Genomic DNA, 16,977 nt, shown 5'->3' on the forward strand with positions numbered 1-16,977 from the left:
TGCTCAATTCAATATTCAGCGATATAAAGACCTTAAGGTTTAAGCAAAACCCTTTTGAGCCAGCACCATACCGCTCAAATTAAACAGATTCCTGTCACATACAATCTTAAACCCCGCTTGGCGAAGCATATGCAATAATTGCTGATGGTCAAATCGATTCTGCTGCGGATGCTCAAACAACCGGCGACTCAATGGATTACAAATCGCGGCACGGTAAAGATCTTCTATCACAAAATACCCGTTCGGCTTTAATACTCTGGCGACTTCAACAATCGCGGATTGCCAGTCAGGAATATGGTGGAACACCGCAAAATTAAACACGATGTCAAACTGTGCATCCTTAAAAGGTAATGCGGTTGCATCGGCAACACTAAAGTCGAGCTGTTCGAGCCCATGGGCTGAAGACTGCCAGCGGGCCTTAGCAGCACTCACCATCTCAGGGTCGAGGTCCACCGCGGTAACATGCTCGGCACCAAAATGCTCACGGATCAAATGAATACCATTGCCAAAACCACAACCAATTTCGAGCGCCTGTTGAATATACACAAGCGGTTTAGGCATCATTGAGGTCAATAATGGTGCTTCAATATGGTTTTGCAACCAAAAACGCAGCGGATGCTGAACCAGCTTTTTCTCGAATGGATTTAACTTCATCATATCCCCTTAAATGAGTAGGCTGTTGCTTGAAACACTGATCAAATTCTGATGATGGTACGTAATGATAGAAACTTAAGTTCACCCGAGGCCACTATGAAATTACCTCTTTTTCCATTACCCATCTGTTTATTACCTGAGGGATATACTCAATTACGAATTTTTGAACCTCGATATAAACGTTTGGTGGCTGAATCACTTAAATCAGGCGATGGTTTTGGCCTGTGTATGACCTCAGAGGAAAATAGCACGCTTTATCCTATTGGAACGCTAGTTCATATCATTGACTTTGAGACCTTACCTGATGGCATGTTAGGTGTCAGCATTGAAGGGAAACAACGATTTACTCTCGGCGACATCAATGTGGAGTCCGATGGTTTAAAGCGCGCGCAAATCAGTCTAATCGATAACTGGCCAGCAGCAAAGATTCAAAAAAATGAGCGTTATCTCAGTGATATGCTGCAAAATATTCTGAAAGAGTACCCAAAGCACCTACAACAATATCAAGCGGCACAATTTAATGATATCGCATGGGTTTGCCAACGCTGGCTTGAAATTTTACCCATACGTTCAGCCGAAAAGTACACCTGCATTAATGCGCTCGACCACCAGCTCACACTGGATTTATTAAAAACCGTTATAAAATAATTTTCAGTGATCCAATTTCTAGGGCGCTGCGTATTTGTCTGCATGCTTATCGAACATTGACAGCGAAGCGGGATTTGAAGCCATGTTCGAACGGGATTGAACCTTAAATGAAGAGCTCAATAATGGAAAATTTTCAATCACATTCAGCGCAAAATCGCTATGATAGGCAGTTATCGCCCCCTATCGAAATAGCTATGGAAAACGATAACCATAATTTGATTGCCGATGAGCATAAAACGGATGCAGATCCCTTAGTGAGCGCCATCATCAAAGTTGCTAATCAACGGGACAAAGCGGCATTTGGCTATTTGTTCAGTCACTTTATGCCCAAAATTCGGGCATTTGGTCTGCAACGATTAAATCAACAAGGCCTCGCCATGGATTTAGTTCAAGAAACGATGACCATCGTTTGGACTAAATCTCATTTATACAATGCAGATAAAGGTTCTGTCGCAACGTGGGTATTTACCATTATGCGTAACCAATGCTTCGATATGCTCAGGCGGGTGCAGCACAACCGTGAAGATGCATTTGGCGATGATATCTGGCCACTGTATGACGTTGCGGTTAGCCAAGATAACAACCCTGACCATAAATTGACCGCCAAGTTACTCGCTCATTTAGATGCCCTGCCCCTTGCTCAACGTCAAGTAGTACAAGGCATTTATATGCAAGAACTCACCCAGCAAGAATTGGCTGATGCCTTAAAAGTCCCCATTGGCACCATTAAATCGCGACTCAGATTGGGGTTAGAAAAGCTTAAAAGCTTTTTGGAGACACAACATGATTAAACATCACCCCCATGCAGAATTACTTCAGGCCCATGCACAAGGTCAGCTCCCTTTGTCGATGTCTATCGCTGTTGCTGCGCATTGTGCCTTATGCCAAGAATGCCAAACTCAAGTAGCTAAATTGACTGAAGAAGCGGCCAAACTCGCTTTTATTTCCCCCAGTGATAATGCGGTTCAATACAACACGTCAAATGAGATTGATGCCGTCGATAATGATCCCTGGCAACAAATGTTATCGAACATTATGGCGCTTCCCGAAAGCACTATGCATGAACCTTACATAGAATCTTCAGTGAGTGTTAACCATAAAAATATCCGCTACGAACTGCCTAGGGTGTTTCGGCAGCATATTGCACAGCCATGGCAACAAATTGGTAAAGTCAGTCGGATGCGATTCGACCTAGATGAAAAAAATACTCGCGCCAGTTTATTGCATATTGAAGCGCTAGGTGAAATCCCACAGCATACCCATAAAGGGATTGAGTTGACGTTATTATTGGCGGGCGAATTTTCGGACTCATCAGGTAATTATGTTCCTGGCGACTTTATTCTCTTAGATGGTAATACACAGCATTCTCCCACAACTCAAACGGGATGTTTATGTTACACAGTGTTGGACGCACCGCTCTATTTCACTAAGGGATTAAGCAAATTATTAAACCCTATTGGTGAGCTGATTTACTAAAGTCAGTTACGCATCGAATAGTGAAAAATAGCCAAAAAGTTAACCCACAAAATAGCAACAAAAGAAACAATATAAAAACATTACTCGCTGAGCAAAAATTACACTTGCCAGCGGGTAATTTACTGTTATACTGCACCGCGTTTTGAGAAGTATCTTGTTGTTACCCTTTTTATATCAGTTTGACTTGTATCAAACTTGATCCTCACAAAGAAAGCCTACTACAAGTAAGTCCTGCAAAAATAATGGGTTAATGATTTTCAACATTAACTCAAAAAATGAACTCTTTAATTCGGCCAATGTCATAGTACTGTCACTTGACTATGTTTAACTGGTCTAATTGGGATATTCCATTGACACAATCGCTGATTTGCATTAGTTATCAATACAGCATCTCTTGATTAATCATGGTGGAATGGGTAACCTCAAGACTCATTAGTATCATCTTTCGCAATTATGCTAAGGATATTTTATCGTTATTACTTGCTCACCTAAGGGTGAATTTAATTAAAAGGAGTGTGGCCTATGTCATACAAAATTAACGGACATGAAATCACAGTGAACTTCCCTGTAGATTCAATTTCAGTCAACAAAACTTCAATTGCTTTTACCGATAGACAAGGTAAAAACAGACAGACGTTTTCAAAACGTACCGAAGCCTTAAACTTTATGAAATGGCTTTTGTCGTCAAATAAATAAGTCTGAATTAAGTACTCATCGAGTACACATAATGGCATGTTGGTTTATTCGGTCCCATTTTCCTCGCCATACCGAAATCAACTCGCCTTTATCGATAGCCAAATATCACGATTTGCTATCCCTTCACGTCGATATGACGAACTCGTTTGGTTCAGCCAGTATCTAGCTCACATGGATACACGCTGAACCAAATGTGTATTAATCTAGATCAATTCTATCAATTTTCGCTTCTGCTAATATGTTCACACTTTCTGACTGTGAAGTATTTTTATGTCAAAACCGAATACCAAAACCGCTATGCAACAGCTTATCGCTCAAATCCAGCAAACAATTCCGCTGAATTTAGATGAAGCACAAATGTGCCAAGGCGAATGTTTAGGTTGTTCGAAAAAAATGCTTGAAATGCTCGATGCAGAAATCAGCTATTGGCAATATTCCGATGCGGTACCCAGCCTAAAAGATTTAAAAAACCTCGAAAACATTGGCCGTCGCACCTATAAAATTCTTAAACGAAACCAGCTAGTCTCTTAGCCTTTTGTTCTCACCGTTTTATTATGTGACTAGCGCATTTAGCAATAACAGCCGTCATGACATCCAGTATGATTTAAGTTGACTGGCAAGCGTATTCACATAAAAACCGCATTGCCAGCCTAATTTCTATCTCATTGTAGAAATGGGATTTACATCGTTAACAACGAGACGCTGCCAATCTTGCGCGAATATCAGCCAAAGAATATTCAGTTAATAATTCACCATCGGCAAATACGGGGACAAACTCGCAATGGTTAACATCTTGCCAGCTTGCTTGATCTTTAAGATAAAATTGACCTTGCTCATCTTTAAATACTGCAACCAATCCCTTAGCGGATTTTTTAGTGCCATCATCGGTTTTAGGATCTTTAAATATTTCTCTGTCTTTGCCATCCACTTTCGCAAAGGTTGCTTTCACCGCGTACCCGTCAGTATCTCGGGTCACGTGTTGATAGGTAAAACTGCCAATACCAAACACAATATTAGTTGATGCAAAACCTTTGGCCTTCAAACCGGCGCAAATGGCTTCTGCCCGTTCAATGGTGATTGAGTCGCCATAAATCAGTCCGAGATGGCTATCGAGTAATTTGTAACCTTTGGCAGTTGTGCTGCCCCCAAAGACATCCCACAAACACTCGATAGCGCCTTTATACTCAGGACTCCCCACAGCTGCTTGTGGATCGCCACAAATGATCTTCACCGGACAACCCGTATCAGGCCTAAACACCACTTTGCCCTCACGGGCAAGAATGCGGTCTTTTAAGGCAACGGTGAACTCTGTCATCACCTGCCAAAAATCCCAAGAATCAGAAACGATACTGACAATGCCGCTAGGATAAATATCTTCAATCAGACGGCGGAACGTCTCTAATTCATTCTCCATACCACCCGCACACATCACACTGTGCTCCGTTGCGGCCACACTGCCGCCAACGAGTTCCTTATCACTGTCTGCAAGATAATATTGTTCAAGAAAATCAATCGCGGGAATGGTATCTGTGCCCGTAAAACTGAGTAGATGGGCGGCGCCGCTCATTACCGCAGCCTCTGCACCATACATGCCGCGGAAACTAAAATCATGGCCCTGCCAATCAACAAATGCGATGTCACCATCGGTTTCTAGCGCGTAAGTCTCAAATATTTTGCGGTATTGCAGCGCGGTAGTGGCGCTAGTACACATTCCCCACACATTGGCAGAAAGCATCGTTTCGAGATAATTGGTCAACCAAAAGAACCGCTCATCGGTATTGTACAAAACCAGGCAAGGCACTTTTAAGGGATACACTGAGCCTTCAGGCAATGCCATGATTTTAATGGGTAAATAGCCTAAATCATGTAACGCCTCAATATGCTGAGTACCGACATTATTTGGTCCAAGATAGTTATTAATGCGGCGGGAGAATTGGCGAATCACTTGCTCTTTGGGCTGTTGAAAGAAATCACGGTTCCAACTGTCGATTAAGTAATGCTTGATAAAATATTGTAGACCAAAAAATACCATCTGCTCAGTATAACCACGACGGGATTTACGGGCGGTCAAGTTACTAAAAATCACTTGAGTATTATCAGGATATTGACGACGGTGGTCGACTTTGTAGCCATCAATGGCGGTAACGGGATTCAAGTACATCATATTTTCCTTAATGATTCATAAAACGCAAAACAGCATGGCAATGACAGAACTCGCTCGAAATATGTGTGGGGACACCTAAACTATCGGTACAAAATAATCTGTCTATGCCCGCCTCACGCAGAGCCGATTCGCTGGCCTTATCTTCATAATGTGACACGATCAAAATGACGCTTTGGGCCCCTTTTTGCTTTAACTTGATGGCAAGTTCGATAAAGGTTCTGCCACCAGCACAAATATCATCAACGATTAAGCAGGTTTTACCCGATAAATCATCACAGAACACTTCGGTAGCGATAATATGGCCATTGACCACATCACGATGTTTATCGGCCCTGATCACCGGCATTCCCTGTAACGCCTTAGCTAAGCCGAATACTTTCTTATTCGCCCCCGCATCAGGCGAAACTAACACTAGATCACCGGTCAATTGAGCTGCAATCGCGGCGACAAAGCTGTGGTTGTCAATAACTTGCACTCGGTCTAATAATGCCGCGGTGACATCGCTGTGCGGGTCAAAAATACTGACTGAAGCATATTGCTGCTGATTAATCAGGCTGGCATAGACTTTTACCGATAAGGCCTCGCCCACATTACAGACTCTATCTTGGCGGGCGCCTGGCATATAAGGCAGTAACAGATCGATCTGCTCTGCACCGCTGCGGCGTAATGCATCAGTTAACAATAAGAGTTGCATGATGGATTGATCGCCACGATAACCGAAAAAGAGTGTGACGCGTTTCGCTGGAGGAACCCGCAGTTGAACATGATTCTCCCCCGCACCAAATTGAAATAAACGGTAATTAGCCTCATCGCTAGCGGCGGGAAGTCGATAAAAATCAGCTTGCTGATGTGGTGAGTTAACTGTGCCTTGATGCATTTGAATACCTAGAGACATATTCACCTCCTGTCTGTGCAAGATCGCTGTGATATACAGCAATCTTGTTGTCTGCAAGCAATAGTGTCTTATAGACACTATTATGTAAAGTTGATTTTTAGACTATTTTTTATCGGATAATGCTAAGGAATATACCTAAATTGCATATAATGTCCTTAAGACACTATGTGCAATTTAGCTATGATAATGGGGAAATGGGTATCGATAGTAAAGAATGGACGTATTACGACAACATCGACGGCTACATAAACCCTGATAACTCAAGCTAACTGTATGTACCGCATAATCTGTCACTATTATTGCTATGGGTAACCACTTTAAGCGGCAAACACTTTGACTAACATTCTAAATTTCTTAAGAATCGATACGATGCCGTATCCGACTTCAAACGGTATAAATTGGCTGGACGGCCACGTTCAGTACGTTTTAAGCCCGTATCAATCAATAAATCGGCCTGCTCAACCCGTCGACGGAACGATTTCCCTTGGATAGGCTTACCCAGTAAGACTTCATGCACATGTTGTAGTTCTGGCAAGGTAAAAGGTTCAGCCAGCGCAAAGCCTGGCACTAAAGAATACAAGGCTTTCTGAGTTAAACGTTCCCGCGCTTGCTCAATTAATTGCAGATGATCAAACGCCAAGGACATCTGTAACACATCCTCTAACGGCCACCACTTAACATCACTCACTGAATCAATCTGGGTTTGGCAGGCTTGATAACTCATTAACGCGGTATAACACACGGTTACCGACCAGCCTCTCACGTCGCGGTGACTATTACCGACAGTGCAAAGCTGCTCAATATAAGGTGGCACTACCGCCGTTTTTTCCTGCAATTTGCGTAACGCCGCTTCCTCTAGGGATTTATCGGAATGTTCATCGATAAATCCTCCGGGTAATCCCCAAAAACCTAAAAAGGGATGATTTGAGCGTTGTACTAAAAGTACTTTAAGTTGCTGATCATGATAGGTAAATAATACGGCATCAACCGTCAGTAGCTGAGCCTTAAAAGCCTTAGGATCGTAATTGGCGAGATATTCCGCTTCAGTCATGAGTATTTTCCATCGTTTGACGTCGTAAGCTTAACTTAGAGATTACGTCGCTTCAAACATATTATGTCTTAGCGTCACTAAGTAAATCATCTGCTCTATAGGGTCGTACGACTTTTACCAAATTTACGCAAATAACGTGGCAACATGGTTTCATTTCCAAGCAAACCACCTTGATGGATATACATCACAGGGCTTGCGCCCCACTGCGGTAAAAACTTCTCTAACACCATAAAACCTAAGGGATCGTAGAGTAATTCAAACTGGACGCCAGAGGCGCAAATCCGCTGCCACATGGCATAAAACTCAGGATAGAGTTTACCAAAGTGGTATTTCTTCCCCACATTCAAAATCTGTGGATGCTCAGCAGCGTTAGGATTTAACTCATAAAACTGCTGCGCTAAATACTCATCGCCGCCCACCACTGCGCAGGTAAGCACTCGAATGTGACTTTGCTTACGCACAAAATATTGGTTTAAAAATAATGCCGTGGTTCCCGTTCCCGCAGGTAAAAACACTTTCAGTTCAGTCAGTCCCTGTTGCATTGCCCAAGTCTCAATTTCAACAGCTAACAGACTGACACCATACTCCGCATACTGACAGCGCCCGCCTTCCGGAATAAATAAAGCGTCAGGCTCAGCAGCCAAAACTTGATGCTCAATATAGTCATGGCAAGTCCACTTAGACTCACGCTGAAGAAAAGGATTAGCTGCTATCAGGCTTGATAAATCAATAACCTGTGTACCATTGGCGATAGCTGCGGCATAGTTCCCTGTCGGTAAAGTCAGTACGTGGCTAGCAATATGGTCCACATAAAAATCACACTGCCAGCCTTTCAGTTTGGCGAGCGCCGACAGCGAATACAGTGAATTAGCCTGCGCGGAGCCATGACCTATCACCTTAGTCACACCAGCAAAATCATGGTCTAGAAAGTAGGCAAACTTACGCGCCTTATTACCACTAAAAGCAGGATGTAATAAATCATCTCTTTTAAGAAAGATCTCTCTGCCAGCAAAAGAAAATGATTCGACGGGACTATTAACTAGCATTTATTTACTCAAGGGGAGATAAGGTGTTTAGTGTAACGCGGGCTTGGCCAAATTCTTCCTAAGAATTAAGGAAATTCACGAAATATTAGCTTAACTCACAATCCGCAGAGGTATAAACCATAATATACCATTGATTATTAATGAAAAATATTTTGGCATAATTCTCGCTTATGACATTTAAGCATCAATTAATAATTTCGAGTGTTGATGTTGTTTCTGTCGCACAGATTTTGGATTAGATAAGGAGTTTTCAATGTCATTACTACGGTTAATTTTCAATATTGCTTGGTTTGTCCTTGGTGGATTTGTGATGGGCCTAGCCTGGTGGCTTGCGGGGATTTTGTGTTTTATCAGTATTATCGGTATTCCTTTCGGCCGCGCCTGCTTTGTGATTGGTGAATTGACCTTCTGGCCCTTTGGACAAGAACAAATGAATCGCCGTCATTTAACTGGCCGTGAAGATTTAGGAACAGGCGCCTTTGGCATGGTGGGCAATATCATTTGGTTCTTACTGTTTGGGATTTGGTTGGCCATAGGTCATTTGGCCCATGCTCTTGCTTGCTTTGTGACGATTATCGGTATCCCTTTCGGGATCCAACATCTTAAGCTGGCGCTGTTAAGCCTAACGCCGATTGGGCAAACCATAGTAGCGAAAGCGTAATAACCACAGTAGCGAAAGCGTAATAACCACAGTAGCGAAAGCGTAATAACCATGATCGCCAAGGCGTAAGGCATATCACTCAGCACTACTCAGCACTACTCAGCATTGGTGGGTAGTGCTGATGCATAGTTCGGCAGCGATTGCACTAATTCTGCTTCGTAATAATCCCTTTATTCATTGAGTAAATCAGCGCTATCAGCAAACTGCTCACCCGCATCCTGCTCCGGTGAGCAGATGATTTCAAAGAGATAATGCGCCAGTTTAGCTGGCGCATCTATGGTGATGTCATGACCACAATAGGCCAACACAACTAAGTCGACCTTAAAATATTGTACCAATGCCCTGCTGGTTTGGATCTTGATTAACCCATCGCGATCACCCGACAAAATACTCACTGGCACACACAAACATGCTGAGCAGTGATAACGAAATGCCGCCCACAACTGATTACTCGCGGTGTTAGACAAAATGATGACAAAACTTGTCATCTCACAGCTTTGGTTAGGTGCAAAATAGCATTACTGACTTAAGGCTTCTTGCTGAAATAACAAATCGCCCATAATGCTATCAATATCGAGCTTCGCTAAACCTTGATCAAAAATATCCCGCCAACGCCGTCCCTCTTCTGTATTACGAAACGCGACATAAAGTTGTTTATTGGCAATAAGTTGTCGATTGACCTGTAACTTATCTGCGAGCGGCTGAAGGTGGGGTTGTTTAAGTAGATAATGCAGCACATTAATATCAATCACAGCGCCGTCAATACGACCAGCCGCCACCTTTTTGATATTTTGCTCATCGGATGTTGCCGCTTCAACAGGTTGACTCCCTGAAGCAATCATTACATCCAGCGAGTCGGTATTCACATAATCCTGCACAATACCTAAAGTATAACGATTCAAATCGGCTAAATGATGCCAACTAATGGGACGGGATTTTTGCTCAACAATACCTAATGGGCCAATACCAATCGGTTTAGAAAAAATAAACTTATCGGTTTCAAAATAATATTCTGGAAAATAGCCAATGTAGTCAGAGCCCGGCATAACGGCTAATTTAATCGCGCGGCTCCAAGGGTAAAAATCCACGATAAGTTGTTGTTCCATTTGCTCAAATGCCGCCTTAGCCACCGCAACACTCGCGCCTTGGTGCTGGAGTTGATAGCCGGAATACGGCGGCCAAAGTAATGACGTTAGCTTCAGCGTGTCAGCAAATGTCGTATTTGCCACGGTTAATAGGCAACTAAACATCAGTGGGCACCAGCGGATCATAATGCCTCCATCAAAGACTCATCTATTAATCGCTAAAAAAACAAATAGCTCATCGGTTTAACTCTATTCAGTATAATCAGCCATACCTATAGGTACAGCGAATATTTGTTATCTGTTTAGCCTTGTAGAACCACGCTAAGACAGCAATGCTCGGAGTAGGCAGAACTATCGCCGCCAAAAACGACATCTTTACGACAAGGGGAAGACTGAAGGAAAACCTGATGGTCATGCGACAATGTTTTCCTTAAGCACAGATGGCCATATAAAAATAAACCCAAGCGTTCGGGCTTGGGTCGGTTTGAAAGTTTATGCCTTTTAGGCATTAATATCTTCGTACAGCTCTTGATACATCAGCTCGCGCATTTTAAATTTTTGGATTTTACCCGTAACGGTCATCGGGTATTGGTCCACAAATTTGATATAACGTGGCACTTTAAAATAGGCAAACTTTTCGGTAAGGAAATGGCGAATATCCTCCTCAGTAATCGACGCCCCTGAGCGGACTTTAATCCACGCACAGACTTCCTCACCATATTTATCACTGTGGACGCCAAACACCGCGGCATCCTGCACATCTTTGTGGGTATAGAGTTTTTCTTCAATTTCACGGGGATAGATATTCTCGCCACCGCGAATAATCATATCCTTGATCCGCCCCACAATTTGCACGTAACCTTGCTCATCCATTTGGCCAATATCGCCCGAATGTAACCAACCTTCACTGTCAATTGTGGCGGCGGTTTTTTCAGGATCATTCCAATAACATTGCATGATGCAATATCCTCGGCTACAGACTTCACCGGGCTGATTAATCGGCAGCACTTCGCCAAACTCATTGACAATTTTCACTTCAGTATGGGGTAACGCACGACCAACGGTGAGAACACGCTTCTCCACTGGAGAATCGATTTCAGTAATGTGATTTAACGGACTGCACTCGGTTTGGCCATAGCCGATTAACACCTCCTGCATATACATCAACTGCTGTACACGACGCATAACCTCTTCAGGACAAGTCGCCCCCGCCATCACGCCCGTACGCAGCGAACTGAGATCAAAACGTTTAAATTCAGGATGTTCTAACTCGGCAATAAACATGGTGGGAACACCGTGCAGTGCGGTGCAGCGCTCACGCTCAATCACTTCTAAGGTCGTGAGAGGATCGAAAGAATCTCCCGGAAATATGGCTGCTGCGCCCTTAGCCAAGCAAACGAGATTACCTAGCACCATACCAAAACAATGGTATAAAGGTACTGGGATACAGAGCTTATCATCACAGGTAAACCTCATTGCCTCGGCCACTAAATAACCGTTATTCAAGATGTTATGGTGCGATAAGGTCGCCCCCTTTGGGCTACCCGTTGTGCCAGAGGTAAATTGGATATTAATCGCATCATAGGGGCTGAGTTCATTGGCAATACGCGCAAGCATTGCTTTATCATCTTCGCTCACCTCGACTAATAAGTCATCGAAGTTCAACATGCCGGGAGACTTTTCAGCTCCCATGCGGATCACAAATTGCAACTCTGGTAATGCCTTAGCCTGTAATTGACCCGCAGCGCACTGCTTAAGTTCAGGCGCCAGCTGATAGAGCATCTGCAAGTAGTTGCTGGACTTGAATTTATCAGCGCAGATCACCGCGCGACAACCCACATTAGTCAAGGCATATTGTAATTCTTCAGGGCGATAAGCGGGGTTAATACACACCATGATGGCGCCAATTTTGGCAGTAGCAAATTGGGTTAAACACCACTCAATATTATTGGGTGACCAAATACCGACGCGGTCCCCTGGACCTATGCCTAATTTGAGTAAACCTGTTGCAAGCGCGTCGATTTGTGCAAGATATTGACGGTAATTCCAGCGAATATTTTGATGGTTAACGACAACGGCTAACTGTTCGGGATAGGTGTTAGCAATATCGTTAAGGTATTGTCCTATGGTTTTTTCAACAAGTTTTGGGGCGTTAGCTCCCCGAAACTCACTATATTTAAGTGGACTAGTGGGTTGATTTGTTGCTTGAGTCTTTGAAGCAGACATTAAGGCCTCCGTGCTTTTTATTATGGTTAGCGTGGTCAAAACTAACCAATCCACGGAACATGTCACAAGTAAAAAAATCCAGTATTAGACTAAAGAGTAAGGTCACTCCCTTTCCCTAAAACCCGATTAACGGCTCATAAATGCATCCTGGTTATTGGATAAGAGTAAGGTCACTCCCTTTCCCTAAAACCCGATTAACGGCTCATAAATGCATCCTGGTTATTGGATGTTGGTGCCTCTAGACACTGCAGACGCTCCATAATCGCCAGTAATACCCCTTGGCGGCGCATATTCTCTAACACCCCTGGGCTAAAAACCTCTAAACGTGTCATTGCGGTCAATAATAGGCGACATTGGGCCACACTGGCATCACGGATATAAGCGGGCTTATCCACCAAGTAACTGTTATTATACCAATAATCCCAAGTAAAATTAGCAAGTAACCAGCCCTGAGCGGTTAAATCGCTAATAAATTCCAACATGCGATCACGGTGTAAACTCGCATCACCTGCGGTGAAATCCTTAAGATATTTAGTGTATAAACCACAGTCTGTCGTCATTGTTGAAGCTTCCATAGCACACCTCACTGATTTCAACATTACTCTTGTTTATAAGTCAGGGATTGAAAAATTCGCTTGGGTTTAACCTAAACTCGTCAACTTTGCTTGTATTGAGTTGTGATATTGCATTGCTGCAATTGCAGCATCAGTCATACCAGACTCGATAGTGATGACAGGGTAAGCGGTGTTAACTGAACACTGACTTAACGGTTCAAAATACGCAGCCATCAATACAGTTAACTGGGAGGTCAGTAAAAACTAAGATAAACTCAAGGAATTAACGCGATAAGACTGTTATTTCAGTAAAAGGACACAAAATGAATTACTGGCTTATGAAATCGGAACCCGACGAATTTAGTATCGAAGATCTTAAAGCAAGGCCTAATCAAACCGAAGCTTGGTTTGGGATCCGTAACTACCAAGCACGTAACTTTATGCGCGATGCCATGCAAATAGGCGATCAGGTCTTCTTCTATCATTCAAGCTGCAAAGTACCTGGTATTGTCGGCATTGCTGAAGTGGTAACGAACGCCTACCCGGATAGTACGGCCTTTGATCCAGAATCAAAGTATTTTGATCCTAAGTCAGATCCTAGCAACCCAAGATGGCTAAGGGTCGATATTCGCTTTGTGGAACAATTCAAAGAAATCATTCCTCTCAGCTTAATTAAAAGCTTGCCGCAGTTAGCTGATATGTACCTAGTATCGAAAGGCTCACGGCTAAGTATTCAACCCGTTACCGCCGAGCAATGGCAAGCCGTACTGATGCTCAGATGTTAATGGCATATATTCAGCTAAAGTTCATTTAAGCTAAGCTAGATTGGCCCTAACAATGCAATACCCAAGGAAGTGAGTATGAATAAATTAACTGCAACACTAATGGGTGGGGTCGTGCTCAGTCTGCTAGCCCCGTCGGTCACTTTGGCGAAACCTGAACATGACAAGAGAGATACTGGCTTACCTCCTGGCCTACAGAAGAAAGTAGATAAGGGTCAGCCTCTCCCTCCAGGTTGGCAGAAAAAACTGCACCGTGGTGATATCTTAGATTACGATATTTATGACCGCGGACGTATTGTTGTGCCCTTAGATAGAGAGGGAAGGATCAGTATCCAAGTCGAGGGTGCAATTATTAAATTGGATGAAAAGAGTCGCAAGATCCTCGATATCGTCAATATCATTACTGATTAGTGCAGATCATTCGTTGGCACGCTCAACTATTTTTGAGAGTGCCAACATTTTAGCCAATGCTTTTATCTCACCTTAAGTTGATTCCGATGACTACATCGTTATCGGCACATTAATAACAAGTGTTACATCTAAGCAACATGCTGATATTTATCATATCTTTACGCTCTGCTGTTTGGTCGAAAATCGGTATGATGTTAGACTCTGCAACTATTAAGCTGGGCATAAATATAAGATGAAACGGCTGCCGTGGCGTGCAATAACTGAAGCCGTATCGATGCTAAGCATCTTAAAACCTTCGCGTACAACACAGCTTCAACTCAATATAACAAGCATCAAAAAAGCCATTGTGTCGCCAACCTAATGGGATGATGCGCTTGAAGCATAAGCCGAATTGCATGCATTCCATCCACATAATGATCGCAAACTAACGCTGGATTTTGAATATGGAACAAACTTCACTTCAACGGGTTAAGCAAGCGATTGTTGCAGGTTTTTGGGCATCGCTAGCCAGTATTGTCGTGGGTTTTCTATTTAAACTTTGGTTAGCACAATGGGTAGTCAAAGCTGATCTTGCACTCTATCACACTGTTATCGATATCATTTCGTTATCACTGATCCTGATGACAGGGTTTCGCTCTTCTATGGTAGTAACCTACTCTCAAACCAAGCAAGATGTGGATATCACTAATATATTCCGCTACAGCTTAATCGCAATGGTACTGCTCGCATGGGGCGTTGTGTTGCCTTATATCAAACACAAACTCCAGCTTAATGTAGAATATTTTCAATTGGTTGGCATTATTTTGAGTATGGGGCTCAAGGTCTATTTTACCAATCAAATTGCCATGTACCGGCTATATGCCATTTCCAATCGCGTGACATGGCTTGAGCCACTCGCGCAAGTCACCAGCTTTTTATTCTGTTTTTATGGGTTACAACAAACTGCCATTGCATCACTCTTTTACAGTATGACACTGTCATCACTCATCGTTGCCTTCTATATGTACTTCAAACGGCGAAAGGATATCGCCACTCCGCCCTTAACTGCGGTGCATTTTGATACGGATTTACGCAAATTTATGAAGAAAAGTCTGACCGCCTCGATGGAAGCGGGTGCCAGTATCTTGATGATTTACATTACAGTACTACTGACTATTGCTTATTTCAGCATAGACGAATTGGGTGATTTCCAAGTGGTAGTGCGGCCGATGATCACATACCTCACCCTGCTTTTTGTCTTCCCCATTTACCGTTTTGTACTACCCGAAGTCGCAGTGTGCGTGCGAGAAAAACGCTTTGAAGAGGTTCAGCAAATCAAATCATGGCTGACAAAGGTTTCGTTGTGGGTCAGCGGAATATTTTTCGTGATGATGTTATTCGCAAGTAAGCCATTGGTGGCTTGGTTATTTCCTGAGCAATACCTTAAAGCCGCTCCAGTGTTAATGCATTTCTCCATGTTCTTTATCTTTATGATGCTTAATGGCTATCAGTTAGCCAATCTCAAAGCCCATGGCTATTTTACCCAAAGCCTACTCATACGCCTTAGTGGTATCGTCGTACTGATTGGTACTTTCTACGCTTATCGATTGTATACAGAAAATGTTGTGGCGGTGATTTTGGCCTTAGGCACAGGTTATTTAATGATGTATTTGATATCAAGACAGGTTGAAAAGCGCATTCAGCAAGGTCTTAAACACAAATAAAACCCACTTAAGTAAACCAAAAACGACAATAAAAAGGCATCCCATAAGCTAGTTTGGGATGCCTGACCAATAGAAAGCGCGATTACTCGAGTGTGCAGTTTATGTCGATTTGACCGATATCTTAACGGCCATCAATCATACGACCAAGACCGCCGAGGACTGAACCTTCACCGCGGTCGCTACCACCAGCGGAAGGGGCGTGAGCAATAATGCGATCGGCCATACGCGAGAACGGCAGACTCTGCAACCATACCGTGCCATGGCCCTTTAAGGTGGCTAAAAATAACCCCTCGCCACCAAAAAACATCGATTTTAATGAGCCTGCACGCTCAATATCATAGTCAATGCCTGGGGTAAAACCGACGAGACAACCGGTATCGACCCTTAAGGTCTCACCTTTTAGTTCCTTTTTAATCAGCGTGCCACCCGCATGGATAAACGCCATGCCATCGCCTTGTAAACTCTGCAAAATAAACCCTTCACCACCAAAAAAGCCTGTACCTAAACGGCGGTTAAACTTCATGCTAACGCGAGTTCCGAGTGCGGCGGCAAGAAAACTGTCTTTCTGACAAACCAGCTCGCCACCATATTGGGCGAGATCTATCGCCAAAATCGTACCAGGATAAGGCGCGGCAAAGGCGACTTTGCGTTTTTGATGTCCGAGGTTCGTAAAGTGCGTCATAAAGATGCTCTCCCCGGTCAACGCCCGCTTACCCGCTCCCATTAATTTGCCAAAAAAGCCTGACTCTGGCTCGGAGCCATCGCCCATCTTAGCCTCGAAGCTAATGTCCTGCTCCAGATAATTCATTGCCCCCGCTTCGGCTATTACGGTTTCGTTGGGATCAAGTTCTACCTCAACCAACTGCATACTGTGGCCGATGATTTCATAATCCACTTCATGACAACGTCTAGACATACGATTCCC

18 protein-coding genes and 1 pseudogene are annotated in these 16,977 nt (G+C 43.4%); 9 read left to right on the forward strand and 10 right to left on the reverse strand.

Going from position 1 to position 16,977, the window contains the following annotated elements; translation table 11 throughout:
- Positions 1-39: 39 nt before the first annotated feature.
- Positions 40-654, reverse strand: a complete 615-nt coding sequence (locus tag JM642_RS11740) for a class I SAM-dependent methyltransferase (RefSeq protein WP_144346341.1) — start codon at positions 652-654, stop codon at positions 40-42.
- Positions 655-750: 96 nt separating this feature from the next.
- Here JM642_RS11740 and JM642_RS11745 point away from each other — a divergent pair, with 96 nt between their 5' ends.
- From JM642_RS11745 to JM642_RS11765, 5 genes are all read left to right on the forward strand, one after another.
- Complete coding sequence (locus JM642_RS11745; RefSeq protein ID WP_188871402.1) at positions 751-1,302, forward strand: LON peptidase substrate-binding domain-containing protein; 552 nt, start codon at positions 751-753, stop codon at positions 1,300-1,302.
- 122 nt (positions 1,303-1,424) lie between these two features.
- Complete coding sequence (locus JM642_RS11750) at positions 1,425-2,093, forward strand: sigma-70 family RNA polymerase sigma factor (protein WP_169547731.1); 669 nt, start codon at positions 1,425-1,427, stop codon at positions 2,091-2,093.
- Positions 2,086-2,778 carry a ChrR family anti-sigma-E factor gene (locus JM642_RS11755; protein ID WP_188871400.1) on the forward strand — a complete coding sequence of 231 codons (693 nt, stop codon included), beginning with the start codon at positions 2,086-2,088 and terminating at the stop codon, positions 2,776-2,778. The genes JM642_RS11750 and JM642_RS11755 overlap by 8 nt, the downstream gene beginning before the upstream one ends.
- Positions 2,779-3,300: 522 nt before the next feature.
- Positions 3,301-3,474 carry a hypothetical protein gene (locus JM642_RS11760; RefSeq protein WP_011072074.1) on the forward strand — a complete coding sequence of 58 codons (174 nt, stop codon included), beginning with the start codon at positions 3,301-3,303 and terminating at the stop codon, positions 3,472-3,474.
- A 270-nt stretch (positions 3,475-3,744) separates the two neighbouring features.
- Positions 3,745-4,005 carry a hypothetical protein gene (locus JM642_RS11765; RefSeq protein WP_037417676.1) on the forward strand — a complete coding sequence of 87 codons (261 nt, stop codon included), beginning with the start codon at positions 3,745-3,747 and terminating at the stop codon, positions 4,003-4,005.
- A gap of 157 nt (positions 4,006-4,162) precedes the next feature.
- Here the strand turns inward: JM642_RS11765 and JM642_RS11770 are convergent, their stop codons facing one another.
- The 4 genes from JM642_RS11770 to JM642_RS11785 all read right to left on the reverse strand — a co-directional run bounded on the left by JM642_RS11770 (position 4,163) and on the right by JM642_RS11785 (position 8,630).
- Positions 4,163-5,638 carry a nicotinate phosphoribosyltransferase gene (locus JM642_RS11770; protein WP_239000438.1) on the reverse strand — a complete coding sequence of 492 codons (1,476 nt, stop codon included), beginning with the start codon at positions 5,636-5,638 and terminating at the stop codon, positions 4,163-4,165.
- Between the two features lie 7 nt (positions 5,639-5,645).
- Positions 5,646-6,533: a ribose-phosphate diphosphokinase gene (prs, locus tag JM642_RS11775; protein ID WP_037417670.1), complete on the reverse strand. Its 888-nt coding sequence runs from the start codon at positions 6,531-6,533 to the stop codon at positions 5,646-5,648.
- A gap of 337 nt (positions 6,534-6,870) precedes the next feature.
- Positions 6,871-7,584: an NUDIX domain-containing protein gene (locus tag JM642_RS11780; RefSeq protein WP_203431851.1), complete on the reverse strand. Its 714-nt coding sequence runs from the start codon at positions 7,582-7,584 to the stop codon at positions 6,871-6,873.
- Positions 7,585-7,679: 95 nt separating this feature from the next.
- Positions 7,680-8,630, reverse strand: coding sequence for a 1-aminocyclopropane-1-carboxylate deaminase/D-cysteine desulfhydrase (locus JM642_RS11785; protein WP_203431852.1), 951 nt, complete (start codon positions 8,628-8,630; stop codon positions 7,680-7,682).
- Between the two features lie 253 nt (positions 8,631-8,883).
- On the opposite strand from JM642_RS11785, the gene JM642_RS11790 reads away from it, so the two are divergent.
- The gene (locus JM642_RS11790; RefSeq protein ID WP_011072069.1) at positions 8,884-9,291 is read left to right on the forward strand and encodes a YccF domain-containing protein; all 408 of its coding nucleotides are present in this window, start codon (positions 8,884-8,886) and stop codon (positions 9,289-9,291) included.
- A gap of 95 nt (positions 9,292-9,386) precedes the next feature.
- Here the strand turns inward: JM642_RS11790 and JM642_RS11795 are convergent.
- The 4 genes and pseudogenes from JM642_RS11795 to JM642_RS11810 form a co-directional block, all read right to left on the reverse strand.
- Positions 9,387-9,737 (reverse strand): annotated as a pseudogene (locus tag JM642_RS11795) (alpha/beta hydrolase); the annotation flags it as partial.
- 72 nt (positions 9,738-9,809) lie between these two features.
- The gene (locus tag JM642_RS11800) at positions 9,810-10,562 is read right to left on the reverse strand and encodes a transporter substrate-binding domain-containing protein (protein WP_188871397.1); all 753 of its coding nucleotides are present in this window, start codon (positions 10,560-10,562) and stop codon (positions 9,810-9,812) included.
- Positions 10,563-10,877: 315 nt separating this feature from the next.
- Positions 10,878-12,602 (reverse strand): AMP-binding protein, encoded by a 1,725-nt coding sequence (locus tag JM642_RS11805; protein ID WP_203431853.1) that lies wholly within the window; start codon positions 12,600-12,602, stop codon positions 10,878-10,880.
- Positions 12,603-12,796: 194 nt separating this feature from the next.
- Positions 12,797-13,177, reverse strand: a complete 381-nt coding sequence (locus JM642_RS11810; protein WP_037417657.1) for a DUF6508 domain-containing protein — start codon at positions 13,175-13,177, stop codon at positions 12,797-12,799.
- 302 nt (positions 13,178-13,479) lie between these two features.
- Here JM642_RS11810 and JM642_RS11815 point away from each other — a divergent pair, with 302 nt between their 5' ends.
- From JM642_RS11815 to JM642_RS11825, 3 genes are all read left to right on the forward strand, one after another.
- Entirely contained in the window at positions 13,480-13,941 is a 462-nt protein-coding gene (locus JM642_RS11815; protein ID WP_037417654.1) for an EVE domain-containing protein, read from the forward strand.
- A gap of 75 nt (positions 13,942-14,016) precedes the next feature.
- Positions 14,017-14,349 (forward strand): hypothetical protein, encoded by a 333-nt coding sequence (locus JM642_RS11820; RefSeq protein ID WP_037425338.1) that lies wholly within the window; start codon positions 14,017-14,019, stop codon positions 14,347-14,349.
- A 443-nt stretch (positions 14,350-14,792) separates the two neighbouring features.
- Positions 14,793-16,052 carry a hypothetical protein gene (locus JM642_RS11825; RefSeq protein WP_069454783.1) on the forward strand — a complete coding sequence of 420 codons (1,260 nt, stop codon included), beginning with the start codon at positions 14,793-14,795 and terminating at the stop codon, positions 16,050-16,052.
- Between the two features lie 121 nt (positions 16,053-16,173).
- Here the strand turns inward: JM642_RS11825 and JM642_RS11830 are convergent, their stop codons facing one another.
- Positions 16,174-16,968, reverse strand: a complete 795-nt coding sequence (locus tag JM642_RS11830; protein ID WP_144346315.1) for a TIGR00266 family protein — start codon at positions 16,966-16,968, stop codon at positions 16,174-16,176.
- Positions 16,969-16,977: the final 9 nt, after the last annotated feature.

This window comes from Shewanella sp. LZH-2, from assembly GCF_016859145.1.
In the GTDB taxonomy this organism is placed as follows: Bacteria; Pseudomonadota; Gammaproteobacteria; order Enterobacterales; family Shewanellaceae; genus Shewanella; species Shewanella xiamenensis.